23 protein-coding genes and 1 pseudogene are annotated in these 25191 nt (G+C 73.2%); 16 read left to right on the forward strand and 8 right to left on the reverse strand.

The window, feature by feature from the left end; translation table 11 throughout:
- Positions 1–18: 18 nt before the first annotated feature.
- The gene (locus ACZ7LV_RS11155; protein WP_471938059.1) at positions 19–225 is read right to left on the reverse strand and encodes a hypothetical protein; all 207 of its coding nucleotides are present in this window, start codon (positions 223–225) and stop codon (positions 19–21) included.
- A 252-nt stretch (positions 226–477) separates the two neighbouring features.
- Between ACZ7LV_RS11155 and ACZ7LV_RS11160 the strand changes: the two genes are divergently transcribed.
- Positions 478–1401, forward strand: a complete 924-nt coding sequence (locus tag ACZ7LV_RS11160; protein WP_471938061.1) for an LLM class F420-dependent oxidoreductase — start codon at positions 478–480, stop codon at positions 1399–1401.
- 33 nt (positions 1402–1434) lie between these two features.
- On the opposite strand, the gene ACZ7LV_RS11165 is transcribed toward ACZ7LV_RS11160, so the two are convergent.
- On the reverse strand, positions 1435–1917 hold the full coding sequence (locus tag ACZ7LV_RS11165; RefSeq protein WP_471938063.1) for a hypothetical protein: 483 nt from the start codon (positions 1915–1917) through the stop codon (positions 1435–1437).
- Positions 1917–2768: a DUF4232 domain-containing protein gene (locus ACZ7LV_RS11170; protein ID WP_471938065.1), complete on the reverse strand. Its 852-nt coding sequence runs from the start codon at positions 2766–2768 to the stop codon at positions 1917–1919. Before ACZ7LV_RS11170 ends, ACZ7LV_RS11165 begins: the two co-directional genes overlap by 1 nt.
- A 186-nt stretch (positions 2769–2954) precedes the next feature.
- Between ACZ7LV_RS11170 and ACZ7LV_RS11175 the strand changes: the two genes are divergently transcribed.
- The 5 genes from ACZ7LV_RS11175 to ACZ7LV_RS11195 all read left to right on the forward strand — a co-directional run bounded on the left by ACZ7LV_RS11175 (position 2955) and on the right by ACZ7LV_RS11195 (position 11024).
- On the forward strand, positions 2955–4445 hold the full coding sequence (locus ACZ7LV_RS11175; protein WP_471938067.1) for a 3' terminal RNA ribose 2'-O-methyltransferase Hen1: 1491 nt from the start codon (positions 2955–2957) through the stop codon (positions 4443–4445).
- Positions 4442–6982 (forward strand): polynucleotide kinase-phosphatase, encoded by a 2541-nt coding sequence (locus ACZ7LV_RS11180; protein ID WP_471938069.1) that lies wholly within the window; start codon positions 4442–4444, stop codon positions 6980–6982. Before ACZ7LV_RS11175 ends, ACZ7LV_RS11180 begins: the two co-directional genes overlap by 4 nt.
- 113 nt (positions 6983–7095) lie before the next feature.
- Complete coding sequence (locus ACZ7LV_RS11185) at positions 7096–8319, forward strand: arginine deiminase (protein WP_401678710.1); 1224 nt, start codon at positions 7096–7098, stop codon at positions 8317–8319.
- Positions 8320–8443: 124 nt separating this feature from the next.
- A complete protein-coding gene (argF, locus tag ACZ7LV_RS11190; RefSeq protein WP_471938071.1) occupies positions 8444–9451 on the forward strand; it encodes an ornithine carbamoyltransferase in 1008 nt (335 codons plus the stop codon).
- Between the two features lie 124 nt (positions 9452–9575).
- Entirely contained in the window at positions 9576–11024 is a 1449-nt protein-coding gene (locus tag ACZ7LV_RS11195) for an amino acid permease (protein WP_471938073.1), read from the forward strand.
- Here the strand turns inward: ACZ7LV_RS11195 and ACZ7LV_RS11200 are convergent.
- The gene (locus ACZ7LV_RS11200) at positions 10963–11436 is read right to left on the reverse strand and encodes an ATP-binding protein (protein WP_471938075.1); all 474 of its coding nucleotides are present in this window, start codon (positions 11434–11436) and stop codon (positions 10963–10965) included. The two genes, ACZ7LV_RS11195 and ACZ7LV_RS11200, sit on opposite strands and share 62 nt — an antisense overlap.
- Positions 11437–11776: 340 nt before the next feature.
- Between ACZ7LV_RS11200 and ACZ7LV_RS11205 the strand changes: the two genes are divergently transcribed.
- Together ACZ7LV_RS11205 and ACZ7LV_RS11210 are read left to right on the forward strand one after the other, a co-directional pair.
- Entirely contained in the window at positions 11777–12604 is an 828-nt protein-coding gene (locus ACZ7LV_RS11205; protein ID WP_471938077.1) for an enoyl-CoA hydratase family protein, read from the forward strand.
- Between the two features lie 2 nt (positions 12605–12606).
- Positions 12607–14925 (forward strand): bifunctional salicylyl-CoA 5-hydroxylase/oxidoreductase, encoded by a 2319-nt coding sequence (locus ACZ7LV_RS11210; RefSeq protein WP_471938079.1) that lies wholly within the window; start codon positions 12607–12609, stop codon positions 14923–14925.
- Positions 14926–14991: 66 nt separating this feature from the next.
- On the opposite strand, the gene ACZ7LV_RS11215 is transcribed toward ACZ7LV_RS11210, so the two are convergent.
- On the reverse strand, positions 14992–15804 hold the full coding sequence (locus ACZ7LV_RS11215) for a PaaX family transcriptional regulator (RefSeq protein WP_471938081.1): 813 nt from the start codon (positions 15802–15804) through the stop codon (positions 14992–14994).
- 15 nt (positions 15805–15819) lie between these two features.
- Complete coding sequence (locus tag ACZ7LV_RS11220) at positions 15820–17424, reverse strand: AMP-binding protein (protein WP_471938083.1); 1605 nt, start codon at positions 17422–17424, stop codon at positions 15820–15822.
- A 126-nt stretch (positions 17425–17550) separates the two neighbouring features.
- Between ACZ7LV_RS11220 and ACZ7LV_RS11225 the strand changes: the two genes are divergently transcribed.
- Both ACZ7LV_RS11225 and ACZ7LV_RS11230 read left to right on the forward strand, forming a co-directional pair.
- Complete coding sequence (locus ACZ7LV_RS11225) at positions 17551–18717, forward strand: acyl-CoA dehydrogenase family protein (protein WP_471938085.1); 1167 nt, start codon at positions 17551–17553, stop codon at positions 18715–18717.
- Positions 18714–19112 (forward strand): RidA family protein, encoded by a 399-nt coding sequence (locus ACZ7LV_RS11230; protein ID WP_401678734.1) that lies wholly within the window; start codon positions 18714–18716, stop codon positions 19110–19112. Before ACZ7LV_RS11225 ends, ACZ7LV_RS11230 begins: the two co-directional genes overlap by 4 nt.
- Here the strand turns inward: ACZ7LV_RS11230 and ACZ7LV_RS11235 are convergent.
- Positions 19112–19273: pseudogene (locus tag ACZ7LV_RS11235) on the reverse strand (DUF5999 family protein); the annotation flags it as partial. The gene ACZ7LV_RS11230 and the pseudogene ACZ7LV_RS11235 sit on opposite strands and share 1 nt — an antisense overlap.
- 217 nt (positions 19274–19490) lie before the next feature.
- Between ACZ7LV_RS11235 and ACZ7LV_RS11240 the strand changes: the two are divergent.
- The 3 genes from ACZ7LV_RS11240 (at position 19491) to ACZ7LV_RS11250 (ending at position 21430) form a co-directional block, all read left to right on the forward strand.
- On the forward strand, positions 19491–19922 hold the full coding sequence (locus ACZ7LV_RS11240) for a DUF6299 family protein (RefSeq protein ID WP_471938087.1): 432 nt from the start codon (positions 19491–19493) through the stop codon (positions 19920–19922).
- Positions 19923–20100: 178 nt separating this feature from the next.
- Positions 20101–20736 carry a TetR/AcrR family transcriptional regulator gene (locus ACZ7LV_RS11245; RefSeq protein WP_471938089.1) on the forward strand — a complete coding sequence of 212 codons (636 nt, stop codon included), beginning with the start codon at positions 20101–20103 and terminating at the stop codon, positions 20734–20736.
- 28 nt (positions 20737–20764) lie between these two features.
- Entirely contained in the window at positions 20765–21430 is a 666-nt protein-coding gene (locus tag ACZ7LV_RS11250; RefSeq protein WP_471938091.1) for an SDR family NAD(P)-dependent oxidoreductase, read from the forward strand.
- 73 nt (positions 21431–21503) lie between these two features.
- On the opposite strand, the gene ACZ7LV_RS11255 is transcribed toward ACZ7LV_RS11250, so the two are convergent.
- Positions 21504–22580 carry a mannose-binding protein gene (locus ACZ7LV_RS11255; protein ID WP_471938093.1) on the reverse strand — a complete coding sequence of 359 codons (1077 nt, stop codon included), beginning with the start codon at positions 22578–22580 and terminating at the stop codon, positions 21504–21506.
- Between ACZ7LV_RS11255 and ACZ7LV_RS11260 the strand changes: the two genes are divergently transcribed.
- The 3 genes from ACZ7LV_RS11260 to ACZ7LV_RS11270 all read left to right on the forward strand — a co-directional run bounded on the left by ACZ7LV_RS11260 (position 22579) and on the right by ACZ7LV_RS11270 (position 25106).
- On the forward strand, positions 22579–22701 hold the full coding sequence (locus tag ACZ7LV_RS11260; RefSeq protein WP_471938094.1) for a hypothetical protein: 123 nt from the start codon (positions 22579–22581) through the stop codon (positions 22699–22701). The two genes, ACZ7LV_RS11255 and ACZ7LV_RS11260, sit on opposite strands and share 2 nt — an antisense overlap.
- 255 nt (positions 22702–22956) lie before the next feature.
- Positions 22957–23682 (forward strand): type VII secretion system-associated protein, encoded by a 726-nt coding sequence (locus ACZ7LV_RS11265; protein WP_471938096.1) that lies wholly within the window; start codon positions 22957–22959, stop codon positions 23680–23682.
- Positions 23679–25106: a ricin-type beta-trefoil lectin domain protein gene (locus ACZ7LV_RS11270; protein ID WP_471938098.1), complete on the forward strand. Its 1428-nt coding sequence runs from the start codon at positions 23679–23681 to the stop codon at positions 25104–25106. The genes ACZ7LV_RS11265 and ACZ7LV_RS11270 overlap by 4 nt, the downstream gene beginning before the upstream one ends.
- The last annotated feature ends 85 nt before the right edge of the window (positions 25107–25191 follow it).

A 25191-nucleotide genomic window follows, 5' to 3' on the forward strand; every position in this document is an offset into this window, starting at 1 on the left:
GGCAGGGCCTTCCGATGCTCAGCGCCTCGCCCTTCCCTCGGGTGGCTCGAACAGCCGGTCCTGGCGGGCCTGCGGGGTGGATCCGTTCGTGCCTGCGGACTGCAGCTCCGCGTCCAGGGCCGACAGGTCCGCGTTCAGTGCCGCCATCAGTTCCTCCATCTGCTCCAGCAGCCCCTTCGGGCGGGGCTCGTCCCCGGCCTGCTGCGGGGCGCTCTCTTCGGACATGACGGCCTCCTCGGCCCTGGCCCCCCGGAGGGCCGACGCGCGGGTCGCGCCGGCGTCGACCGGCCGGTGCGGGCGCCGGGCGGTCCGGCTCCGCCCGAGCCAACGATCACCCAAGGGGCCGGTCACTGGCGCGGTCGCGCACCCGTGCGCCGCGTCGACGCATTTCACCCGGGGCGGGGACGCGGCCACACCCCGCGCGACGGCGGCCCGTCCGATGCGGTATCAGGCCGCCCGAGCAGGCAGGATGGGGCCATGGATCTTCGAATCTTCACCGAGCCCCAGCAGGGGGCGACCTACGACACCCTGCTCACCGTCGCGAAGGCCACCGAGGACCTGGGCTTCGACGCCTTCTTCCGCTCCGACCACTATCTGAAGATGGGCTCCGGGGACGGCCTGCCCGGCCCCACGGACGCCTGGATCACCCTCGCCGGGCTGGCCCGTGAGACCCAGCGCATCCGGCTGGGCACCCTGATGACCGCCGGCACCTTCCGGCTCCCCGGCGTGCTCGCCATCCAGGTCGCGCAGGTCGACCAGATGTCCGGTGGCCGGGTCGAACTCGGCCTGGGCGCGGGCTGGTTCGAGGAGGAGCACGCGGCGTACGGCATCCCCTTCCCGAAGGAGAAGTTCGGCCGCCTGGAGGAGCAGCTGGAGATCGTCACCGGGCTGTGGGCCACGGAACCCGGCCGCACCTTCGACTTCCAGGGCACCTACTACGAGCTCAGCGACTCGCCCGCGCTGCCCAAGCCCGCCCAGCCGAAGATCCCCGTGCTCGTCGGCGGCCACGGCGCGACCCGCACACCCAGGCTGGCCGCGAAGTACGCCGACGAGTTCAACATGCCCTTCGCCTCCGTCGAGGACAGCGAGCGCCAGTTCGGCCGGGTCCGCGCCGCCGCCGAGGAGGCCGGCCGCAAGGGCGACGACCTCGTCTACTCCAACGCCCTCGTCGTCTGCGTCGGCAAGGACGACCAGGAGGTGGCCCGCCGCGCCGCGGCGATCGGCCGTGAGGTCGAGGAACTGAAGCTCAACGGCCTGGCAGGTTCCCCCGCCGAGGTCGTCGACAAGATCGGCCGCTACGCCGAGATCGGCTCCGCGCGCCTCTACCTGCAGGTCCTCGACCTCGCCGACCTGGACCACCTGGAGCTGATCTCCGCCCAGGTCCAGACGCAGCTGCCGTAGGCGGCGAGGCCGGCCGCGCCACCGCCGCGTCCCTCACCCGTTCCGCTCCTGCTCGCGCGCCTCACGTCCGGACGCGTACCCCGCGCCGACGGCGAGCAGGACGCAGGACAGGGCGAGGAACGCGGCGGTGGGGTTGATGTATCCGGGCATGTCGGTCGGGTAGCTCTCGCCCGTCCTCGTGTGGCAGATCAGCCGGATCGGGATCACCTGGACGTCCGCGCTCATGGTCACGGCGGCCTTCTGCGGCCCTCCGGCCGCGAGGCAGGGCCGCAGGGGCGCGGACCCCGCACCGCCGTCCTCCACCTCCATCCAGTCGTTCAGCACATGCAGCGCCCCCCAGGTGTACAGGGCGGCGGCCGCGGCCCCCGTCAGGGCGGCGAGCACGCGCAACCGCGTCACGCGGTCCGCCCGCCGCACGCCGTGCGTGGACAGGGTGCCGATGCCGTAGCCGCACAGCCCGAACGCGGTGACCGCGCCGACGACCAGGATCAGCAGCAGAACGAGTCCGTCGCCCATCAGCCCTCCGGCCGTTCCGGCATGTGTTCCTGCTCGTCCTTCTGCCAGGCCCCGACCCCGAGCTTCCCCGTCGTCCCCAGATCCAGCTCCGGGACCACCGTCACGGGCGCCGCGCCGGGCTTCGCCCGGATCCGCGCGTACGGCGCGTTCACGGCCTCGCCGAACTGCGTGGTGTTGCGCCAGACCAGGCCGGCGCGGGCGCGCTCACCGGGCGCCAGGGTCAGCGGCCGCGGCGGGGCGTCGGCCCCTGTGCCGGTGGCGACGGCGTCCCCACCCTTGAGGATGCGCACCCCGTCGACGGCCTCGTGGTCCTCGTCCAGGATCTGGATCTGCGGATAGCCGTCGAGGGCGTACGGCTTGCTGCCGCAGTTCTCCAGGTGCAACCCGACGACCCGCAGCCCCATCGCGGCGTCGCCCTGATCGGCGGAGACCCGCACCCCGGACGCCGGGCACCGGCCCGCCCGGGCGGGGGCCTCGTCCGCCGGGACGCTCCTGACCTGGGAGAGCGACACACGCTTCTGGCCGGTCATGGTGACGGTCCGCCGCACCGGGCGGCCCGGCGCGACCGACTCCACCGTCTCCTGCGCGCCGGACATCGCCGCACCGGCCTCGGACGCGAAGGTGAAGGAGACGAAGTACGTGAAGGCCTCGGTGCCCCCGTTGCTCACCTCGAACTCCACACGGTCGCAGGCGGGGCCGCTCAGGCCGGTGATCCGGACTCCGTCCCGCTCGGTCCAGGCGGGGTCGGCGGGGCAGGCGGAGGCCGCGCCGTCGCCCGGCGCACCGGGCTGCTGGGTTCCGCAGGCGGTGAGCAACAGCAGGGCACAGACGGGAAGGAGGAGGGGGCGCATCAGGCGAGTCGACCAGCACCGGCCGCGCGGAGCTGTGACGGAAGCCACCCCTCCGGTCACAGCCCTGTCACAGCCGTCCGGCGGCCGGGCGGAAAAACCCCAGGAGTCCCGGCGGTGTTGTCGGTACGTTGACAGGGTCCCGCGGGCCCGCAAACCCGCACTTCAGACCCTTTCGAGGCAACCACCGTGTTCCTGACGATCAGTACCACCGGCACCCAAGAACGCCCCGCGACCGACCTCGGGTTCCTGCTGCACAAGCATCCCGACAAGGCGCAGGCGTTCTCCACCTCGTACGGCACGGCGCACGTCCTCTACCCCGAGGCCGGTGCCGAGCGCTGCACGGCGGCGCTGCTGCTGGAGGTGGACGCGGTGGCACTGGTCCGGCGCGGCAAGGGCAAGGGCCGGGGCGGCGCACCCGACGCGGCCCTGGCGCAGTACGTCAACGACCGCCCGTACGCGGCCTCCTCGCTGCTCGCCGTCGCGTTGAGCGGCGTCTTCTCCAGCGCGATGCGCGGGGTGTGCGCCGCCCGCCCCGACCGCGCGGCCGAGCCGCTCCCGCTGCGCATCGAGGTGCCCGCGCTGCCGGCCCGCGGCGGAGCCGCCCTCGTCCGCGCCCTGTTCGAGCCGCTCGGGTGGACGGTGACGGCCGATCCGGTACCGCTGGATGCCGAGTTCCCGCAGTGGGGCGACTCGCGGTACGTGCGGCTCGTGCTGGAGTCGCAGGCGCTGACGCTGGCCGCCGCCCTGCGCCATCTGTACGTCCTGCTCCCCGTCCTCGACGACGCCAAGCACTACTGGGTCTCCTCCGACGAGGTCGACAAGTTGCTGCGGGCCGGTGAGGGCTGGCTGTCCGACCACCCCGAGCAGCACCTGATCACCAGCCGCTACCTCTCGCGCCGCTGGTCGCTGACCCGTCAGGCGCGCGAACGCCTCGAACTGGTGCGGCTGGCCGAGACCGACGACAGCGAGGTCGAGGCCATCGACAACGCGGTCGCGTCCGAGACGGAGGAGGCCGAGAGGCCGACGCCGCTCGCCGTGCTGCGGCGCGAGGCGATCCTGGCCGCGCTCGGGGAGTCGGGTGCCGCTCGCGTCCTGGACCTCGGCTGCGGGCAGGGCCAGTTGGTGCAGACGCTGCTCAAGGACGTGCGGTTCACGGAGATCGTCGGCGTCGACGTGTCGATGCGGGCGCTGACGATCGCCTCCCGGAGGCTGAAGCTGGACCGCATGGGGGAGCGGCAGGCCGCGCGCGTGAAGCTGTTCCAGGGGTCGCTCGCCTACACCGACAACCGGCTGGCCGGCTACGACGCCGCCGTGCTCAGTGAGGTGATCGAGCACCTCGACCTGCCCCGGCTCCCCGCCCTGGAGTACGCCGTGTTCGGGGCGGCCCGTCCGCGCACGGTCGTCGTGACCACCCCGAACGTCGAGTACAACGTCCGCTGGGAGAGCCTCCCGGCCGGGCACGTCCGGCACGGTGACCACCGCTTCGAGTGGACCCGCGCCGAGTTCCAGCAGTGGGCCGGGGCGGTCGCCGCACGGTACGGGTACGAGGTCGCCTTCCGGCCCGTCGGGCCCGACGACCCCGAGGTGGGACCGCCCACCCAGATGGCCGTGTTCGCCCAGAACACAGCCGTCACCGGCACCACGCAGGACATCACGAAGGAGGAGAAGACCGCATGACCCTCGACACCCCCGGGCGCGCCCTGCCCGTCACCGATCTCTCCCTCGTGGTGCTCGTCGGTGCCTCCGGCTCGGGCAAGTCCACCTTCGCCCGCAAGCACTTCAAGCCCACCGAGGTCATCTCCTCGGACTTCTGCCGGGGTCTGGTCTCCGACGACGAGAACGACCAGGGCGCCACCCGCGACGCTTTCGACGTCCTGCACTACATAGCGGGCAAGCGGCTCGCCGCGGGCCGCCGCACGGTGGTCGACGCGACCAGCGTCCAGCCGGAGGCCCGGCGGCAACTGGTCGAACTGGCACGGAAGTACGACGTGCTGCCCATCGCCATCGTGCTGGACGTGCCCGAGGAGGTGTGCGCCGAGCGCAACGCGGCCCGCGCCGACCGGGCCGACATGCCGCGGCGGGTGATCCAGCGGCACATCCGCGAACTCCGCCGCTCCTTGCGCCACCTGGAGCGCGAGGGCTTCCGCAAGGTGCACGTCCTGCGCGGCCCGGCGGACGTGGAGAGCGCCACGGTGGTCACCGAGAAGCGCTTCAACGACCTCACCCACCTCACCGGCCCCTTCGACATCATCGGCGACATCCACGGTTGTGCCGCCGAACTGGAGTCGCTGCTCGTCAAGTTGGGATACACCGACGGCGTGCACCCGGAGGGCCGGACGGCCGTCTTCGTCGGCGACCTCGTGGACCGCGGCCCGGACAGCCCGGGTGTGCTGCGCCGGGTGATGGCGATGGTGAGGTCCGGCGACGCGCTGTGCGTGCCCGGCAACCACGAGAACAAGTACGGGCGGCATCTGCGCGGCCGCAAGGTCCAGCAGACGCACGGGCTCGCGGAGACCGTCGCGCAGATGGAGGGCGAGAGCGAGGACTTCAAGCGGGAGGTACGGGAGTTCATCGACGGGCTGGTCAGCCACTACGTCCTCGACGGCGGCAGGCTGGTGGTCTGCCACGCGGGACTGCCGGAGAAGTACCACGGCCGCACCTCCGGCCGGGTCCGCAGCCACGCCCTGTACGGCGACACGACCGGCGAGACCGACGAGTTCGGGCTGCCGGTGCGCTATCCGTGGGCGGAGGACTACCGCGGCCGGGCGGCGGTGGTGTACGGCCACACCCCGGTCCCGGAGGCCACCTGGCTCAACAACACCATCTGCCTGGACACCGGTGCCGTCTTCGGCGGCAAGCTGACCGCGCTGCGCTGGCCGGAGCGGGAACTGGTCGACGTACCGGCCGAGCGGGTCTGGTACGAGCCGGCCAGGCCGCTGCGGAGCGAGGCGCCGGGCGGGCAGGACGGGCGACCGCTGGCGCTGTCGGACGTGCAGGGCAGGCGGGTCGTGGAGACCCGGCACGCCGGGCGGCTCTCGGTGCGTGAGGAGAACGCGGCGGCCGCCCTGGAGGTGATGAGCCGCTTCGCGGTCGACCCGCGGCTGCTGCCGTACCTCCCGCCGACGATGGCTCCGACGGCCACCTCTCGCGTGGACGGCTACCTGGAGCACCCGGCGGAGGCCTTCGCGCAGTACCGGGACGACGGTGTCGCGCGCGTCGTGTGCGAGGAGAAGCACATGGGCTCGCGGGCGGTGGCGCTGGTGTGCCGGGACGCGGAGGCGGCCCGCGGGCGTTTCGGGGTGGACGGTCCCACGGGGTCGCTGTACACCCGAACCGGCCGGCCGTTCCTCGACGACGGGTCGGTCACCGAGGAGATCCTCGGACGGCTGCGGGCGGCGGCCGAATCCGCGGGCCTGTTCGCGGAGTTGGACACCGACTGGCTGCTGCTCGACGCGGAGCTCATGCCGTGGTCGCTGAAGGCGTCCGGGCTGCTGCGCAGTCAGTACGCGGCGGTCGGTGCCGCCTCCGGGGCGGTGTTCCCGGGCGCGGTGGCGGCCCTGGAGGGCGCGGCGGGGCGCGGCGTCGACGTGGGCGCGCTGCTCGCGCGCCAGCGGGAGCGGGCGGCCGACGCCGCGTCGTTCACCGAGGCGTACCGGCGCTACTGCTGGTCCACGGACGGACTGGACGGGGTACGCCTCGCCCCGTTCCAGATCCTGGCCGTGCAGGGCCGCAGCCTGGCCGGCCTGCCGCACGACGAGCAACTGGCCCTGCTCGACCGCCTCGTGGAGCACGACGGCACCGGACTGCTGCAGACCACCCGGAGGCTCTACGTCGACACCGGTGACCCGGAGTCGGTGCGCGCGGGCGTCGACTGGTGGCTGGAGATGACCGGCCGCGGCGGTGAGGGCATGGTCGTCAAGCCGGTCGGCGCGCTGGTGCGCGACGGGCAGGGGCGCCTGGTGCAGCCCGGCATCAAGTGCCGGGGCCGTGAGTACCTGCGGATCATCTACGGTCCGGAGTACACGCGCCCGGACAACCTGGCCCGGCTGCGCTCGCGGTTCCTGAACCACAAGCGGTCGCTGGCGCTGCGCGAGTACGCGCTCGGCCTGGAGGCCCTGGACCGGCTGGCCGAGGGCGAACCGCTGTGGCGGGTGCACGAGGCGGTGTTCGGGGTGCTGGCGCTGGAGTCGGAGCCGGTGGACCCGCGGCTGTAGCCGCCCCCGGCCGGCGGGCCGGACCGTGTCCTGGACGCGGTCCGGCCCCGTGGTGTCGGGCCGACCTGCCGAAAGAGGGGGTGAACAGGAGCGCGAATGGTCAGGATGGAGGCATGGGATTCCATGTCGACTCCGAGGCCGGGCGCCTGCGCCGCGTCATCCTGCACCGGCCGGATCTGGAGCTCAAAAGGCTCACCCCCAGCAACAAGGACGCCCTCCTGTTCGACGACGTCCTCTGGGTGCGCCGGGCGCGCGCCGAGCACGACGGGTTCGCCGACGTGCTGCGCGACCGCGGCGTCACCGTCCACCTGTTCGGCGATCTGCTCGTCGAGGCCCTGGAGATCCCGGCGGCCCGCGCGCTCGTCCTGGACCGGGTCTTCGACGAGAAGGAGTACGGCCCGCTGGCCACGGACCACCTCCGGGCGTCCTTCGAGGCGCTGCCCACCCGGGAGCTGGCGGAGGCGCTGGTCGGGGGGATGACCAAGCGGGAGTTCCTGGAGGCGCACGCGGAGCCGACCTCGGTGCGCTTCCACGTGATGGACCTCGACGACTTCCTGCTCGAACCGCTGCCGAACCACCTCTTCACCCGGGACACCTCCGCCTGGATCTACGACGGGGTCTCCATCAACGCCATGCGCTGGCCCGCCCGGCAGCGCGAGACCGTGCACTTCGAGGCGATCTACCGGCACCACCCGCTGTTCCGCGACGAAAGGTTCCACCTCTGGTCGGAGGGCCAGGCGGACTACCCCTCGACCATCGAGGGCGGGGACGTGCTGGTGATCGGCAACGGCGCCGTGCTCATCGGGATGAGCGAGCGGACCACCCCGCAGGCCGTCGAGATGCTGGCGCACAAGCTGTTCGCCGCGGGCTCCGCGGAGACGATCGTGGCCCTCGACATGCCCAAGCGGCGCGCGCTGATGCACCTCGACACGGTGATGACCATGGTCGACGGTGACGTGTTCACCCAGTACGCCGGACTCGGGATGCTGCGCTCGTACACCATCGAGCCGGGTGTCGGCGAGAAGGAGCTGAAGGTCACCGACCACCCGCCGGAGCACATGCACCGCGCGATCGCCGCCGCGCTCGGGCTCAGCGAGATCAGGGTCCTCACCGCCACCCAGGACGTGCACGCGGCCGAGCGGGAGCAGTGGGACGACGGCTGCAACGTGCTCGCCGTCGAACCGGGCGTGGTCGTCGCCTACGAACGGAACTCCACCACCAACACGCATCTGCGCAAGCAGGGCATCGAGGTGATCGAGATCCCGGGCAGCGAGCTGGGACGGGGGAGAGGCGGACCGCGCTGCATGAGCTGCCCGGTGCAGCGGGACGCCGTATAGAACGGGTCCTCCGGGTTCTCCGGGTCCGCCGCGGGGAGAGAAACGCAGGCCTGCATAGAAATTCTGAACGTCGTATAGACTTTCAGCGCCCTGTCCCTGACCCCGTACTTCTGGAGCGCCCCTCATGGCGACAGTCCCGACCGCCCTCGCAGGCCGCCACTTCCTCAAGGAGCTCGACTTCTCCGAGCGGGAGTTCCTCGGCCTGATCGAGCTGGCTGCCGAGCTGAAGGCGGCCAAGAAGGCCGGGACCGAGCCCCGGTATCTGCGCGGCCGCAACATCGCGCTGATCTTCGAGAAGACGTCGACGCGCACCCGCTGCGCGTTCGAGGTGGCGGCGGCCGACCAGGGTGCCTCGACGACGTACCTCGACCCCTCCGGTTCGCAGATCGGGCACAAGGAGTCGGTGAAGGACACCGCCCGGGTGCTCGGCCGGATGTACGACGGGATCGAGTACCGCGGGGACAGCCAGGTCAAGGTGGAGGAGCTGGCCGCGTTCGCCGGGGTGCCCGTCTTCAACGGTCTCACCGACGACTGGCACCCCACGCAGATGCTCGCCGACGTGCTGACCATGACCGAGCACGGCACCCGGCCGCTGTCCGAAACCGCCTTCGCCTACCTCGGCGACGCCCGCTTCAACATGGGCAACTCCTACCTGGTCACCGGCGCCCTGCTCGGCATGGACGTGCGGATCGTCGCCCCGAGGTCCTACTGGCCCGCCCAGGAGGTCGTCGACCGGGCCCGCGCCCTGGCCCGGACCAGCGGCGCGCGGATCACGCTCACCGAGGACGTCGCCGAGGGCGTCCTCGGCGCCCACTTCGTCGCCACCGACGTCTGGGTCTCGATGGGCGAGCCCAAGGAGGTCTGGGACGAGCGGATCACCGCGCTCGCCCCCTACGCCGTGACCATGGACGTGCTGCGCGCCACCGGGGAACCGGACGTGAGGTTCCTGCACTGCCTGCCGGCCTTCCACGACCTCGGCACCGAGGTCGGCCGCGAGATCCACGAGCGGCACGGGCTGGACTCCCTGGAGGTCACCGACGAGGTCTTCGAGTCGGCCCACTCGGTCGTCTTCGACCAGGCCGAGAACCGGCTGCACACCATCAAGGCGGTCCTGGTCGCCACCCTGGCGTGAGCGGGCTCCTACGGAACGTCCCTGATCAGGCCTTATGCTAACCGGCGGCCCGGAGCCACCCCTTCCGCGGCCGTCGCGCGCCCCATCCGGGCGCACCCGTCCCCCCAGAAAGAGCACCACCCGTATGTCCCGCTTCAAATCCCCCGCCCTCCTGGTGGCCGAATCCGGCGCCGACCGCGAGGGCCACGGCCTCAAGCGCACGATGGGGCTGTTCCAGCTCATCTGCTTCGGCGTCGGCGCGATCGTCGGCACCGGCATCTTCGTCGGCCTGTCCGACTCGGTCGCCCAGGCCGGTCCCGCCGTCGTCGTCTCCTTCGTGCTGGCCGCGATCACCTGCGTGTTCACCGCGTTCGCCTTCGCCGAGCTGGGCGGCGCGATCCCGGTCTCCGGCTCCTCGTACTCCTTCGCCTACGCCGGGCTCGGCGAGACCACCGCCTTCCTGGTCGGCTGGTGCCTGCTCCTGGAGTACGGCGTCTCGGTCTCCGCCGTCGCGGTCGGCTGGAGCCAGTACGTCAACGAACTCCTCGACAGCCTCGTCGGCCTCCAGCTGCCCGCCGCGCTCTCCGCGAGCCCCGGCGACGGCGGCGTCGTCAACCTGCCGGCCGTCCTGGTCATCGCCATGGCCGCCGTGCTGCTGGTGCGCGGGGTGCGGGAGAGCGCCCGGGCCACGGCCGCGATGGCCGTGCTCAAGCTGGCCATCCTCGTCGCCTTCTGCGCCATCGGCTTCAGCGCGTTCAAGGACGGCAACCTGGTGCCGTTCGCCCCGGCCGGGCTGGCCGGCATCGGCGCGGGCACCACCGCCGCCTTCTTCTCCTACATCGGCTTCGACGCGATCACCACCGCCGGCGAGGAGGCCAAGAACCCGCGCCGGGACATCCCGGTGGCCATCCTCGTGTGCATCGGCGTGGTCACCCTGCTGTACTGCGCGGTCGCGCTCGCCGCGCTCGGCGCCGTGGGCGGCGGCGCGGTCGGCGACCGGCCCGCCGCGCTGTCCTACGTCGTCGACCGGGTGACCGGTTCCGGGATCGGCGGCGGGATCATCGCCTTCGGCGCGGTCGTCGCGATCGCCTCGGTGGTGCTCGCGGTGATGTACGGCCAGAGCCGCATCCTGATGTCGATGTCCCGGGACGGACTCGTCCCGCGCGTCTTCCAGAAGGTCTCGCCGCGTACCGCCACGCCCGTCGCGGGCACCCTGATCATCGCGGTCGTCTTCGCGGTCCCGGCGGCCTTCTCGTCGCTGGACTCGGTGGTCAACCTGTGCACGATCGGCACGCTCGCGGTCATGGCCGCGGTGAACATCGCGGTGATCGCCCTGCGCCGCCGGGAGCCGGACCTGCCCCGCACCTTCCGGGTGCCGCTGTACCCCGTGGTGCCGCTGCTGGGCGTCGGCTTCTGCCTGTACCTGATGTACGAGACGGGCTGGACGACCTGGGCGCAGTTCGCGGTGTTCCTCGCGGTGGGGCTGCTCGTCTACCTCGGCTACGGGCGGCGGAACTCCCGGATGGCGCGGGTCACGACGCGGGACGCTGCCGGCAGTGAGGCTGCCGCTGACGCGGTACGACAGGGAGTCTGAACCACACCGCCTTGCCGGACTCGGTGGGGCGGTGACCGCAGGACGCGCTCAGCGTGCGGATCAGCAGCAGGCCGCGGCCGTGCTCCTGCCAGGGGTCGGTCTCGCGCTCCGCGGGCCGTGTGAGGTTGCCGGGCGGCACGGGGTCGGGGTCGTGCACCTCGACCTTGCAGCCGCTCGGCAGCAGCTCCACGACCAGCTCTATCGGGGCGTCCCCGGTCGTGTGCTCCACGGCGTTGGCCACCAGCTCGGCGGTGAGCAGCTCGGCCGTGTCGCTGTCGGCGCCGTGCTGGAGCTCCGCGAGCGCCGTACGGACCAGCGCGCGGGCCACGGGCACGGCGGCCGTGGAATGCGGCAGCGCGATACGCCAGGAGGCGGGGGCTGAGGAGCGATCGTGCAAGGCGAGTCCGTTCATGGTGCAGGCATCCCCTGAATGCCGAGATCTTCAGGTTGTCCTGCGTTCAACCGTAGGAATGGTACGGCGCCCCCGGCGAAGTCTCACGACGGGCACCGCCCGGGGCCGGACGGCCCCGTGTGTGCGACCTACCCCGCTGAACGGACGGGCTTGCACGGATGCTCCCGCTGTTACCCCGTTATCGATGTCCGGTGACTTCTGTGACCCGGCGAAGCCCCTGTGACCAGGCCGGACGTCCTGATTGCTCCTATCGCGCAGTCCTGACGACAGTCACGGATGAGTGATAACGTCGCGGGGTAGAGGTCAGTGAGGCAGTGCCCGCCCCAGGAGGCCGCACCCCATGAGTCCCTTCACCGGTTCCGCCGCCCCCACCTCGCCCTGGCGCCATCTGCGCGTCGACCGGGACGACGGTATAGCGACGGTCACACTCGCCCGCCCGGACAAGCTCAACGCCCTCACCTTCGGCGCCTACGCCGACCTGCGCGACCTGCTGGCCGAGCTGTCGCGGGAGCGGTCGGTGCGCGCGCTGGTGCTGGCCGGGGAAGGGCGCGGCTTCTGCTCGGGCGGCGACGTCGACGAGATCATCGGTGCCACCCTGGCCATGGACACCGCCCAGCTCCTGGACTTCAACCGGATGACGGGCCAGGTGGTCCGCGCCCTCCGGGAGTGTCCGTTCCCGGTGATCGCGGCGGTGCACGGCGTGGCGGCGGGCGCCGGGGCGGTCCTGGCGCTCGCCGCGGACTTCCGGGTCGCCGACCCCACCTCCCGCTTCGCGTTCCTCTTCACCCGGGTCGGTCTGTCCGGCGGCGACATGGGCGCCGCCTACCTGCTGCCCCGGGTCGTCGGTCTCGGCCACGCGACCCGCCTGCTGATGCTCGGCGAACCGGTCCGGGCGCCCGAGGCCGAGCGCATCGGCCTGATCAGCGAGATGACCGACGAGGGCAGGGCCGACGAGGCCGCCCAGCGGCTGGCCCGCCGGCTGGCCGACGGACCGGCCCTGGCCCACGCCCAGACCAAGGCCCTGCTGACGGCCGAACTCGACATGCCGCTGGCGGCCTCGGTCGAACTGGACGCCTCGACGCAGGCCCTCCTGATGAACGGCGAGGACTACGCGGAGTTCCACGCGGCCTTCACGGAGAAGCGCCCGCCCACATGGCAGGGACGGTGAGCATGCCCACTCCCGGGGCGCGGGGAACCGCGCGTACGACCACGACCCGGCCGCGACGCATCGCCGTCATCGGCGGCGGCCCCGGCGGTCTCTACGCCGCCGCGCTCCTGAAACGCCTGGACCCGGATCGCGAGATCACCCTCTGGGAACGCAACGCCCCCGAGGACACCTTCGGCTTCGGCGTGGTCCTCTCCGACGAGACCCTGGGCGGCATCGAGCACGCCGACCCGGTCGTCCACGAGGCACTGCAACGGCACTTCGTCCGCTGGGACGACATCGACATCGTCCACCGCGGAGAACGCCACACCTCCTCGGGGCACGGCTTCGCGGCCCTCGGGCGCCGCACGCTCCTGGAGATCCTGCACGACCGCTGCCGTGAGCTCGGCGTCGACCTCCGCTTCCGCGCCGAGGCCCCGGACACGGCCTCGCTCGCGGCCTCGTACGACCTCGTCGTCGCGGCCGACGGGGTGCACAGCGGCACACGCGAGGCGCACGCCGACGCGTTCCGGCCGCAGATCACGGCGCATCGCTGCCGGTACATCTGGCTCGCCGCCGACTTCGCGTTCGACGCCTTCCGGTTCGAGATCGCCGAGACCGAGCACGGCGTGATGCAGCTGCACGGCTACCCCTACGCCCCCGACGCCTCCACCGTGATCGTCGAGATGCGCGAGGAGGTCTGGGACGCGGTGGGCTTCGACGAACTCGGCGAGCAGGAGTCCGTCGAGCGCTGCGCCAAGATCTTCGCGGACGCGCTCGGCGGCCGACCGCTGCGGTCCAACAACTCCACCTGGACCACCTTCCGCACGGTGGTCAACGACCGCTGGTCGCACGCGAACGTCGTCCTGCTCGGCGACGCCGCGCACACCGCCCACTTCTCCATCGGCTCCGGCACCAAGCTCGCGGTCGAGGACGCCCTCGCTCTCGCGGCCTGTCTGGAGGAACGGCCCACCCTCGCCGAGGCCCTGGCCGCCTACGAGGAGGAGCGCAGGCCCGTCGTCGCCTCCACCCAGCGCGCCGCCCGGGCCAGCCTGGAGTGGTTCGAGAACCTCGCGTCGTACCTCGGGCAGCGCCCCCGGCAGTTCGCGTTCAACCTGCTCACCCGCAGTCGCCGCGTCACCCACGACAACCTCCGGCTGCGCGACGCGCACTTCACCGAGGCCGTGGAGCGCGAGTTCGGCTGCCCGCCCGGCACGCCCCCGATGTTCACCCCGTTCCGGCTGCGCGGACTGACCCTGCGCAACCGGGTCGTGGTGTCCCCGATGGACATGTACTCGGCGGTCGACGGCGTCCCCGGCGACTTCCACCTCGTCCATCTCGGCGCCCGCGCGCTCGGGGGCGCCGGGCTGGTGATGACCGAGATGGTGTGCGTGAGCCCGGAGGGCCGGATCACCCCCGGCTGCGCGGGCCTGTACACCGGCAAGCAGGCCGAGGCCTGGCGGCGGATCAACGACTTCGTGCACCGTCAGGCACCCGGCACCGGGATCGGTGTGCAACTCGGTCACAGCGGGCGCAAGGGCTCGACCCGGCTGATGTGGGAGGGCATGGACGAGCCGCTGCCCGAGGGCAACTGGCCGCTCGTCGCCGCCTCCCCACTGCCGTACCGGCCCGACAGCCAGACGCCGCGCGAGTTGTCACGTGCCCAGCTCACCGACATAAGGGAACAGTTCACCGCCGCCGCCTGGCGGGCCGCACGGGCCGGCTTCGACCTGCTCGAACTGCACTGCGCCCACGGCTATCTGCTCTCCGGCTTCCTCTCCCCCCTGACCAACCGCCGCACCGACGCCTACGGCGGCTCGCTCGCCCAGCGGCTCCGCTTCCCGCTGGAGGTCTTCGACGCCGTGCGGGCGGTGTGGCCGGAGGAGCGGCCGATGACGGTGCGGATCTCGGCGACCGACTGGGCCGAGGGCGGTACCACGCCCGAGGAGGCCGTCGCCGTCGCCCGTGCCTTCGCCGCGCATGGCGCCGACGCGATCGACGTGTCGACCGGACAGGTGGTGGCGCAGGAGCGGCCGGAGTTCGGGCGGTCGTACCAGACGCCGTTCGCGGACCGGATCCGGCACGAGGCGGGCGTCCCGGTGATCGCGGTCGGCGCGATCTCCTCCTGGGACGACGTCAACTCCCTGATCCTGGCGGGCCGGACGGACCTGTGCGCGCTGGGCCGCCCGCACCTGTACGACCCGCACTGGACGCTGCACGCCGCCGCCGAGCAGGGGTACGACGGTCCGGGCGTGGTCTGGCCGGCCCCCTACCGGGCGGGCAGCCGCCCACCGCGCACCGGCCGCACCGACGCCCCCAAGCCGCGGCTGACGCTGAGCGGCTGAGGCCGAAGGTCACCGGCGGCCGTACCCCCGGCCGCCGGAGCGCTCCCGGGCGCTCTCCCCGTCACGTCACAGGCCCGCGAAGACGGCGCCCGCGTCCCGCAGCCGTTCGTGCAGTCCCCGGAACACCGCCGCCGAGCGCACACCCGGCCAGTTCCCGGGCAGCAGCGCGGCGGGCAGGCCGGGGTCGATGTACGGCAGATGACGCCAGGAGTCCAGCGCCGGCAGATAGTCCCGGTAGGCCTCCTCGGGCGGGGTGTCCGCGCGCCGCTCCCAGGCGCGCAGCACGCGCGCGTGCCGGTCGAGGAACGCCTCGTGCTCCTTGGCGATGGCCGCCAGGTCCCACCAGCGGCCCACCGCCTCGACGGTGGGCGTGAAGCCGAGGTGCCGGCCGCGGAAGAGGTCGACGTAGGGGTCGAGGCGCAGCCGTTGCAGGGTGTGCCTGGTCTCCTCGTGCAGCCGGGCCGGGGCGATCCACACGCCGGGGGCGGCCGTGCCGAAGCCGAGCCCGGCCAGGCGGGAGCGCAGCACGTGCCGCTTCTGCCGCTCCGACTCCGGCACGGAGAACACCGCCAGCACCCAGCCCTCGTCCTCGGGCGGCACGGCGCCGTAGATGCGCCGGTCGCCGTCGTCCAGCAACTGCCGGGCTTCCGGCGAGAGTGCGTACCCCGCAGCCCCCTGTTCGGTGCGGGCCGGCACGAGCAGGCCGCGGCGCTTGAGGCGGGACACCGACGAGCGCACCGAGGGTGCGTCCACGCCGACCGCGGCGAGCAGCCGGATCAGTTCGGCCACCGGAACCGGGCCGGGCATGAAGCGGCCGTACGCGCCGTACAGCGTGACGATGAGGGACCGGGGGGCGTGCTGGTCGGACACGTTGATCATCTTAAGTCGTGCGGATCACTGCCGGTCACCTCCGCTGCGCAGCCGGAACCGCTGGAGCTTTCCGGTCGCGGTGCGCGGCAGGGCGTCCAGGAAGACGATCTCGCGAGGGCATTTGTACGGCGCGAGCTCGGACTTGACGAAGGTGCGCAACGCCTCCGCGTCCCGTTCGGCGCCCTCCTTGAGGACGGCGAACGCCACCACCGTCATGCCGCGCGCCTCGTCGGGCCGGCCGACGACGGCCGCCTCCACCACGTCCGGGTGCCGCAGCAGCGCGTCCTCGACCTCGGGCCCGGCGATGTTGTACCCGGCCGAGATGATCATGTCGTCGGCACGGGCCACGTACCGGAAGTAGCCGTCGCGCTCACGGACATAGGTGTCGCCGGTGACGTTCCAGCCGCCGCGTACGTACTCCCGCTGCCGTGGGTCGGCGAGGTAGCGGCAGCCGACCGGGCCGCGCACCGCCAGCAGTCCCGGCTCGCCGTCGGGCAGTTCGTGCCCGTCGGCGTCCACCACGCGGGCCTGCCAGCCCGGCACGGGCACGCCGGTCGCACCGGGTCTGATGTGCTCGTCGGCCGCGGAGATGAAGATGTGCAGCAACTCCGTGGCGCCGATGCCGTTGATGACCCGCAGCCCGGTCCGCTCGTGCCAGGCCCGCCAGGTGGCCGCGGGCAGGTTCTCACCGGCCGACACGCAGCGCCGCAGGGATGTCAGGTCGTGCCCGTCCAGCTCGCCGAGCATCGCCCGGTACGCGGTCGGCGCGGTGAACAGCACCGACACCCGGTGCTCGGCGATCGCCGGCAACAGCTGCTTCGGGCCCGCCTGTTCGAGCAGCAGGGCGCCGGCACCGGCCCGCAGCGGGAAGACCACCAGACCGCCGAGGCCGAAGGTGAAGCCGAGCGGGGGACTGCCCGCGAAGACGTCGTCGCCGCGCGGACGCAGCACGTGCCGCGAGAAGGTGTCCGCGATCGCGAGGACGTCCCGGTGGAAGTGCATGCACCCCTTGGGGCGTCCGGTGGTGCCGGAGGTGAACGCGATCAGGGCCACGTCGTCCGCGGCGGTGTCCGCCGCCGGGAACGGCGTGGGGGGCGCCGGGCGGTGGAGGAGGTCGTCGGGCGTGTCACCGCCGAACGTGGTGATCCGCAGGTCCGGTATCTCCGCCTTGGCGAGGTCGTCGACGGCCCGGATGTCGCACAGCGCGTGCCGGACGCGGGCGATCTCGCAGATCGTGCTCAGCTCGTGCGGACGCTGCTGGGCCAGCACGGTGACGGCGACCGCGCCGGCCTTGAGCACTGCCAGCCAGCAGGCCGCGAGCCACGGTGTGGTCGGGCCGCGCAGCAGGACGCGGTTGCCGGGGACGATCCCGAGGCCGGTGGTGAGCACGTGCGCGAGCCGGTCGACGCGGGCGCGCAGCTCGCCGTACGTCCAGGCGGGGCCCTGCGGGGTGTGGAAGACGGGGCGGTCGTCGGGCGGGCCGGCCAGGAGGTCGGCGGCGCAGTTCAGCCGTTCGGGGTAGCGCAGCTCCGGCAGGTCGAAGCGGAGTTCGGGCCATTGGTCGCGCGGCGGCAGATGGTCGCGCGCGAAGGTGTCGAGGTGGCCGGAGCGGATCGGACGGTCGTCCATGGCGGTTCGCCCCCTTGCCTGGTGGGCGTAGTGGTGGGCTCGCACGAGGAGCGTATCGTGTTGGTGACGGCAGTCAACGGGGCGCGATACCGTCGGGTGAGACCGCTCCGGAGGGAGGACCGGCAGGTGCCCGCATTCTCACTCGAACCGGACCAGGTGGCACGGTGCGCCGAGCTGCGCACCCTCGCCGCCGAACGGCTGCGCCCGCTCGCCGAGAAGGGCGAGCCCGGCCACGTCAACCGCCCCCTCGTCGCCGAACTGGGCCGACTCGGCCTCCTGGACCGGCTGTTCAGCTCCGGCGCGCTGGACCTCTGCCTGATGCGCGAGTCCCTCGCCCATTCCTGCACGGAGGCCGAGACCGCCCTCGCCCTCCAGGGCCTGGGCGCCCACCCCGTCCACGCCCACGGCACCCCGGCCCAGCGCGACCGCTGGCTGCCGGGGGTGCGCGAGGGCGCGGTGATCGCCGCCTTCGCCCTCAGCGAGCCGGGCGCGGGGTCGGACGCGGCCGCGCTGTCCCTGCGCGCCGATCCGGACCACGACTTGGCCGACGCGCCGTCCGCCGAGGCCGACGGCCTCGGTCGCTGGCGGCTCACCGGCGAGAAGTGCTGGATCTCCAACGCCCCCGAGGCCGACTTCTACACCGTCTTCGCACGGACCACCCCGGACGCCGGCGCCCGCGGCGTCACCGCCTTCCTGGTGCCGGCCGACCGGCCCGGCCTCACCGGCACCGGGCTCGACATGCTCTCCCCGCACCCCATCGGCGCCCTCCGCTTCGACGCCGTGCCCGTCACCGCCGCCGACGTGCTCGGCGAGCCGGACCGGGGCTTCAAGGTCGCCATGGGCACGCTGAACCTGTTCCGCCCCAGCGTCGGCGCCTTCGCCCTCGGGATGGCCCAGGCGGCCCTGGACGCCACCCTCGCCCACACCGCACGGCGGGACGCCTTCGGCGGCAAGCTGAAGGACCTTCAGACCGTCGCCCACCAGGTCGCCGAGATGGCCCTGCGCACCGAGGCGGCCCGCCTGATGGTGTACGCCGCGGCGACGGCGTACGACGAGGGCGCGGACGGTGTCCCGAAACGCGCCGCGATGGCGAAGCTGCTCGCCACCGAGACGGCGCAGTACGTCGTCGACGCGGCGGTCCAGCTGCACGGCGCGCGGGCGCTGCACCGCGGCCACCTGCTCGAACACCTCTACCGCGAGGTGCGCGCCCCGCGTGTCTACGAAGGGGCGAGCGAGGTGCAACGCGGCATCATCGCCAAGGAGTTGTACGCCACCCTGGAGGCCCGACCGTGACCGCCGAGCGCATCGACCCGCCCGACCTCTCCCCGGCCACCGGCTTCTCGCACGCCGTCGTCGCCACCGGATCCCGGGTGGTCTTCCTGGCCGGCCAGACCGCCCTCGACACCGACGGCAAGATCGTCGGCGACACCCTGCCGGAACAGTTCGAGCGGGCGCTCGGCAATCTGCTGACCGCCCTGCGCGCCGCCGGCGGCACCCCGGCCGACCTCGCCCGCGTCACCGTCTACGCCACGGACGTCGCCGCCTACCGCGCGCACGCCCCGGAGCTCGGCCGCGTCTGGCGGAGCCTGGCCGGACGGAACTACCCCGCGATGGCGGTCGTCGAGGTCGTGAGGCTGTGGGACGAGACGGCGACGGTGGAGCTCGACGGGTTCGCGGTGCTGCCCTGACGCCACGGCGCGACCACGCGCCCGTCGGGCAGCAGCGCACCGGTGTCGTCGAAGACGATCGCACCGCTGCACAGCAGGCTCCACCCCTGCTCGGGGTGGGCGGCGACGACATGCGGGGCGCGGGCGTCGGGCCGGGAGCACGAAGGCTGGTGGGAACACATGGCGCACCTCAACGGTCGTAGGACCATCCGTACAGCTCACACCATCCTCCCGCCGTGAACGCCGGGGAACGGACCGCCGAGAAGCGTGACAAGACGGGGACAACACCCGGACGGTTCCCGTACGGCCGGGCGGACTCGCCACCGAAGGAGTGACGGTCACGCCCCCGGACGCGGGCGCCGGGTACCAGTGGAAGCCCCCACCTCAGGAGGTCCTCCCATGTCCCTGCGCCCCGCGCTCGGCGCCGCCGCCACGGTCGCGCTGGCCCTCGTCGCCGTCGTCCCCGCGACGTCGGCGGCGGCCGAGACCAAGGAGTCGATCACCGTCGACTCCGCGGCCCGGATCGGCCCCGACGGCTCGATCACCCTCAGCGGCACCTACCGTTGCGCCGACGCCACCGGACCTGTCTTCATCAGCTCCTCCCTCACCCAGGCGGACCCCTCGGTCCGGTACGGAATCGGCGGCTCCCGCGCCGTGTGCGACGGCAAGGAACACCGCTGGCAGAACACCGGCAAGCCGCGCAACCAGGTCTTCACGAAGGGCAAGGCCCAGGTCGAGGCCACGCTCATGGAGCTGCGCATGCAAGGCGGCCTGCCGCTGCCGGACTTCCACGCGGCACAGCAGCAGGGCGTCATGCTGGCCCAGAGCTGACCGCCGGCCCGCGCAGCTGCCGCCGGCCCGTCCGGCAGCGGGTGCGCGGGCCACGTCGTGCCCCGCTGCGGACCCCCACGCCGGGAGGGCGGCCGTGCGGCCGGCGCGCTCTCACCCTCCGCCCCACGTGCCAAGATGGGAGCAGCCCGTCCCGCCGCCCACATCCGCCGAGGTTGCCGTGACCAAGCCCGCCCCCCGTGAGCCGATGCGGCGCAACTCGCGGTCCAACCGGGCGCGCATCCTGGCGACGGCCCGCCAGGAACTGGGGCAGAACCCCGACATGACCTTGGAGGAGCTGGCGCGGGCCTCCGGCGTGGTACGGCGCACCCTCTTCGGGCACTTCCCGGGCCGCGCGGCCCTGCTGGAGGCGCTCGCCGAGGAGGCCGCCGAGACGCTGCGCGGCGCGGTGACCGAGGGCAGACGGCCGGGGGATCAGGCCGAACGGGCGCTCGCGTGGTTCACGCTGGCCCTGTGGCCGGTCGGCGACCGCTACCGCCTGCTGCTCGCCCTGGCCCGCCAGGACCTGGGCGTCGACCGGATCCCCGAGATCCTGGCCCCGGCCCGCGCGGAGGCCACGGCCATCCTGGAACGCGGGCAGCGCGAGGGCGTCTTCCACACCCAACTGCCGCCCGCCGTCCTCAGCGCCGGTCTGGAGGCCCTGATCCTCGCCCTGCTGCAGAGCGTCAACGCGGGCGACCTGGACGACGACGGCACCCGCGTCGCCGTGGCCCTCCTCATCGCGGCCGGCGTGCCGGAGCAGCGGGCGGCGACGGTGGTCGAGGAGACCGCCGCGGCACTCGGTACGACGTCCTAGCCGCCTCCGTCATCCCGGGGAGCACACCATGACGACCATCGCCATCATCGGAGCCGGCCCCGGACTCGGGGCCGCCGTCGCCCGCAGGTTCGGCAGCGAGGGCCACTCCGTCGCCCTCGTCGCCCGTGACCGGGCCCGGCTCGACAGGTTCGCCGCCGACCTGTCCGACGAGGGGATCGTCGCGCGCGGCTTCGCCGCCGACGTACGCGACACCGAGGCCCTGCGGGCGGCACTGGACGCGGCGGACGCGACGCTCGGCACGGTCGAGATCCTCCAGTACAGCCCGGTCCCGCACCCGGACTTCATGCGCCCGGTCCTGGAGACCGGCCCCGCGGACCTGCTCGGCCCGCTGGAGTTCTCCGTGCACGGCCCGGTCACGGCGGTCCGCCAGGTGCTGCCCGGTATGCGGGCCCTGGGGCGCGGCACCGTCCTGTTCGTCAACGGCGGCACCGCGGTGGTCCCGCACCCCGACCGGGCGGGCACGTCGATCGCCTTCGCCGCGGAGAGCGCCTACGGTCATCTGCTGCACGACACGCTGGCCGCGGAGGGCATCCACGTCGGGCAGCTGGTCATCCCCGGCGCGATCATCACCGGGCACGACCGCAAGGACCCGGCAGTGCTCGCCGAGGTGCTGTGGGGCATGCACACCGACCGGCACGGCTACCGTCACTTCGCCGACGACCTGGACGCCTGACCGGACCGCCGGGCGCGGCCGCGGCCCCGCCCGGCGTCGAGGAGGTCGGCGCGGACCCGTACGCCGACGGGTGTCAGGTCGACCAGACGACCCGGCCGTCGTGCACGATGACCACCTTGGCGTCGGCCTGGAGGACCAGCTGCGCGCCGTCGTTGCCGTGGCTCTGCGAGGCCCAGATGGGGCGGTCGTCGCCGTTGTGGATGACGAGGTTGCCGTCCTGCTGGAAGATCGCACGGTGGTTGCTGCCGAAGGTCATGGACGCCCACACGGGCTTGTCGTGCTCGTTGTAGACGACGAGGTTGCCGTCGGTCTGCATCACCATGCGTATGCGGTTGGTGGTCCAGGCCTGGTTGACCTCCAGCACGCTGGTCGCGTGGACGGTCTCCGTGCTCCAGTTCGGCTGCGGGCTCGACTTCGGCTTCGGCTTCGGTTTCGGCTTGGGCGTGGGCTTCGCCTCGGGCGTCCCGCTCGGGCTGGGGTGCGGCGCGGGCGCGGCGGGCACGGGAGCGTCGGCCTTCGGGGGGTCGCTCCTCCTCGGCTTCTCCTTCTTCGGCGACGGATCCGGCTTCTGCGCCACGTAGTCGTCCAGGGCCGCGGGGGAGGAGTCCTGGTTCAGGACGGTGTCGGAACCGGCGGCGAGCCCCTTGGCGGAGTCACGGGGCTCGTCCCTCCCGCTCCCGGCCAGCAGCAGCGGTACGGCGACGAGAACGGCGCCGGCGATCGCGGCGCCCGCAAGGACCGGCTTCCTGGGGCGTCCACGGCCGACGGCGGTCTCCGTCCTGACGCCCGGCGGCACCGCCACGACGGCCGCCGCCACGGCGCCATCCTCGTCCGCGGCCGCGGCGGCCCCGTTCGTGGGTGAGGGGGCGGTGGTCGACGTGTCCGCGGGGGACGGGGCGGTGTCCGGCGCCGGTGAGGACGGGGTGGTGGTGTTCCGTTGCCCTGCCGGGGAAGCGGTGGCGTCGGTGTCCTCCGCGGGGGCCGGAGCCGTGGTCCCGGACGGGGTGGTGCCGGGCTCCGCCTCGGGGGACGCCGACGTGCTCGGCGCCTTCTCGTCCGGGCTGGAGGGCGTGGACGGTAAGCCGGCCTCCTCTACGCGGGCGACGGCCGCCTCCGCGTTCTCGCCGGGTGGCTGGTGCTGGGGGGACATGCGGTACTCCTCCTCGGTGGCGGAGCTGACGGTGGTGGGGGCGGGACCCGACGCGGTGGCGGCCGCGGGCCGGTCCGGCGCCTCTGCGCGCTACGAGGTCTTCCCGTACGCCTCAACTTAGCCCGTACCGGGGGTGATCAGCCGACCCACCCGCCCCCACTGCCGCGCCGCTATGTCCCGCACGCCTTCCTGCTCCCGGAAAGTCCCCCACCCGGGCGGGAATCGGGCGTGGGGAAGCCCGATACGGACCCTGCCCGACCCGTTACGGGCGGGGCTCGTGTGGCATCCTGTTGGCTCCCCGATCCGATCAGTGCCGACCCGCGCGCATGTCGTTCGGCACTCAAGTACTCGTACGGAACCTAGAGTTCAGGTGGAGATGCGGCCCGGACAACGGCAGGAGGGCGGGCACGGTGCCCTGCCCGAGGGGTCCGACGACTCCGGCTCCGCGGACATACCCGACGCCGTACGTGCCGCCGCCCGCCGGGCGCCGGGGCACTGGATCGGGGTGGTGGACCCGGAGTGGACGCGGCGTCAGGCGCCGCCGTCGTGGGCCGTGGTGGGGGAGTGGCAGTCGGACGAGAGCGGCGGCGTGGGGGCCTACCGGGCCAACCCGGAGTACCGGCCCTCGGCCCGGGTGCTGGGCTGGCCGGACCCCACCGATCCGGTGGACGCGGCGGCACAGCGGGCCGCCACCGGCTACGGCTCGGTGGACGAGGCGCTCGCGGCGCTCGCCGAGGCGGACATCACCGTGGTGCGCGGACCGGACGGCGGACCGCTCACGGCCGCCGGGCGGGACGGGGCGCCGGTGGTGCTGTTGTTCACCTCACCGGCGCACGCGTTCATGTCCGCGGCACTTCGGCATGACACCCTCCCGGCGCGGGAGTTGGCCCGCTCACTCAGTGGTTCGGGCACCCTGCTGATGGTCAACGCCGGAGCCGCGGCTCCCCTTGTCGTCCCGGCGGACAGCCTGCTCGGTCCCGTACCGGCGCCGGACGCCGAGGGGACACGCGGGGCGGAGGCGGACCGTAGCGGACCGCCGGCCGCGGACCGCACTCCCAGCTCATCTGAACCCTGGCCCCACATCACAGGGAGGACCCCGTGACGCGCTCGGTCCAGCACACCCCTACGTCCCGACGGACGGAGTCGGGCTCCGACGGCGAGGAGACGGCCCCGACCGCGGTGGCCGCCACCGCCGCCGCACCGGAGCCCGGTTCCGTAGCGGCGAAGACCGGTGCCGACGCCGGCACCGGGGAGGCCGGCACGGCGGAGACGGCCCCCGAGGCCCGGACCACCGAACCGGACACCGGCGGCCCGGAGAACGGCCCGGAGCACGGCCCGAAGAACGGCCCGGACAACGGCCACGAGAGCACTCCCGACAGCGGGGCGGTCTCCGGCAGCCGGTCCGAGTCCGGGTCCCGGTCCGAGTCCGATTCCGGGTCTCGGCCCGACTCCGACTCCGTGACCGGGCCCGGCTCCGAGACCGGGTCCCGGTCCGGGTCCGATTCCGGGTCTCGGCCCGATTCCGAGACCGGGTCCGACTCCGTGACCGGGTCCGACTCCGGGACCGGGCCCGGCTCCGGGGCACGGCAGGAGGCCGAGGCCGATCCGAGCGCCGCCGCGGTGGCCAAGAGCCGGCTGCCCGCACTCGTGCGGACCATGACCGCGACCGCCATCGACCGGCCGCAGCAGCAGGCCGGTCAGGTGGGACGACCGGGCAAGGCGGCGCTCGCCGGTGCCGCGGTCGCGGGCGCGCTGCTCGTGTCGGTGCCGTTCCTGGTGCTCGCCGGGAACGACGACAAGCCCCCGAGGTCGACGTCCGCCGGAGGGACCGTGCTCGGTGGCGGCTCCCAGGAGGCACCGGGCGAGTTCGTCGCCACCGAACCCGACGCGGGCTCCCGGGGCGACGGCGGAAAGGACTCCGCCGAGCCGGACAAGCCGTCGCGGGAGGCCCCCGCGGGCACCTCCGCGCAGACCCCCGCGGGCGGGACGGGCAAGGACGCCGACGAGGACACGCCGCGGAAGGACACCCCGCGGCAGGAGCGCCCGAAGAGCGACACGGTCCAGGAGGACCGGCCCGCGAAGTCGAGCGGCGACACGGCCTCCGGCGGCGACGACAAGCCCGCCCGGCCGGGAGTGACGTTCAGCGCCCCCCTCTCCGTGCGCAGCCATCTCTCGGGCCGCTGCATCGACGTACCGGGCAGCGACTTCGCCGACGGCAAGAGGCTGTGGGTCTGGGACTGCAACAACAGCAGTGCCCAGAAGCTGCAGTTCGCCTCCGACGGCACCGTGCGCATCAAGGACAAGTGCCTCGACGTGGCCAACGCGAACTTCGGCGACGGCACGCCCATCCAGCTCGCCTGGTGCAACGGCAACGCGGCCCAGAAGTTCGTGCTGAACGGCAGCCACGACCTGGTCAACACCGTCGTCGGCAAGTGCGTCGACATCGTGGACAACAACCGGGGCAACGGCGCCTGGCTGCAACTGTGGAGCTGCGCCGGCACCGACAACCAGAAGTGGAGCGTCTGACCGGACGCCCGCAGGCCAAAAGCATCGCTCCCGGCGACCGCCCGCCCTCCGGCGCGGGGCATGATGGGCACCGTCGGCTCGCCGA

The organism is Streptomyces sp. NPDC107562, from assembly GCF_055657325.1.

Coding starts and splice junctions, on each gene's coding strand:
- ACZ7LV_RS11170 (WP_471938065.1), bottom strand. CDS start 2,768: ATGCGCCCCCTCCTCCTTCCCGTCTGTGCCCTGCTGTTGCTCACCGCC.
- ACZ7LV_RS11215 (WP_471938081.1), bottom strand. CDS start 15,804: ATGATCAACGTGTCCGACCAGCACGCCCCCCGGTCCCTCATCGTCACG.
- ACZ7LV_RS11205 (WP_471938077.1), top strand. CDS start 11,777: ATGAGTCCCTTCACCGGTTCCGCCGCCCCCACCTCGCCCTGGCGCCAT.
- ACZ7LV_RS11255 (WP_471938093.1), bottom strand. CDS start 22,580: ATGTCCCCCCAGCACCAGCCACCCGGCGAGAACGCGGAGGCGGCCGTC.
- ACZ7LV_RS11240 (WP_471938087.1), top strand. CDS start 19,491: ATGTCCCTGCGCCCCGCGCTCGGCGCCGCCGCCACGGTCGCGCTGGCC.
- ACZ7LV_RS11220 (WP_471938083.1), bottom strand. CDS start 17,424: ATGGACGACCGTCCGATCCGCTCCGGCCACCTCGACACCTTCGCGCGC.
- ACZ7LV_RS11210 (WP_471938079.1), top strand. CDS start 12,607: ATGCCCACTCCCGGGGCGCGGGGAACCGCGCGTACGACCACGACCCGG.
- ACZ7LV_RS11250 (WP_471938091.1), top strand. CDS start 20,765: ATGACGACCATCGCCATCATCGGAGCCGGCCCCGGACTCGGGGCCGCC.
- argF (WP_471938071.1), top strand. CDS start 8,444: ATGGCGACAGTCCCGACCGCCCTCGCAGGCCGCCACTTCCTCAAGGAG.
- ACZ7LV_RS11200 (WP_471938075.1), bottom strand. CDS start 11,436: ATGAACGGACTCGCCTTGCACGATCGCTCCTCAGCCCCCGCCTCCTGG.
- ACZ7LV_RS11180 (WP_471938069.1), top strand. CDS start 4,442: ATGACCCTCGACACCCCCGGGCGCGCCCTGCCCGTCACCGATCTCTCC.
- ACZ7LV_RS11195 (WP_471938073.1), top strand. CDS start 9,576: ATGTCCCGCTTCAAATCCCCCGCCCTCCTGGTGGCCGAATCCGGCGCC.
- ACZ7LV_RS11260 (WP_471938094.1), top strand. CDS start 22,579: ATGCGGTACTCCTCCTCGGTGGCGGAGCTGACGGTGGTGGGGGCGGGA.
- ACZ7LV_RS11165 (WP_471938063.1), bottom strand. CDS start 1,917: ATGGGCGACGGACTCGTTCTGCTGCTGATCCTGGTCGTCGGCGCGGTC.
- ACZ7LV_RS11160 (WP_471938061.1), top strand. CDS start 478: ATGGATCTTCGAATCTTCACCGAGCCCCAGCAGGGGGCGACCTACGAC.
- ACZ7LV_RS11265 (WP_471938096.1), top strand. CDS start 22,957: ATGCGGCCCGGACAACGGCAGGAGGGCGGGCACGGTGCCCTGCCCGAG.
- ACZ7LV_RS11155 (WP_471938059.1), bottom strand. CDS start 225: ATGTCCGAAGAGAGCGCCCCGCAGCAGGCCGGGGACGAGCCCCGCCCG.
- ACZ7LV_RS11185 (WP_401678710.1), top strand. CDS start 7,096: ATGGGATTCCATGTCGACTCCGAGGCCGGGCGCCTGCGCCGCGTCATC.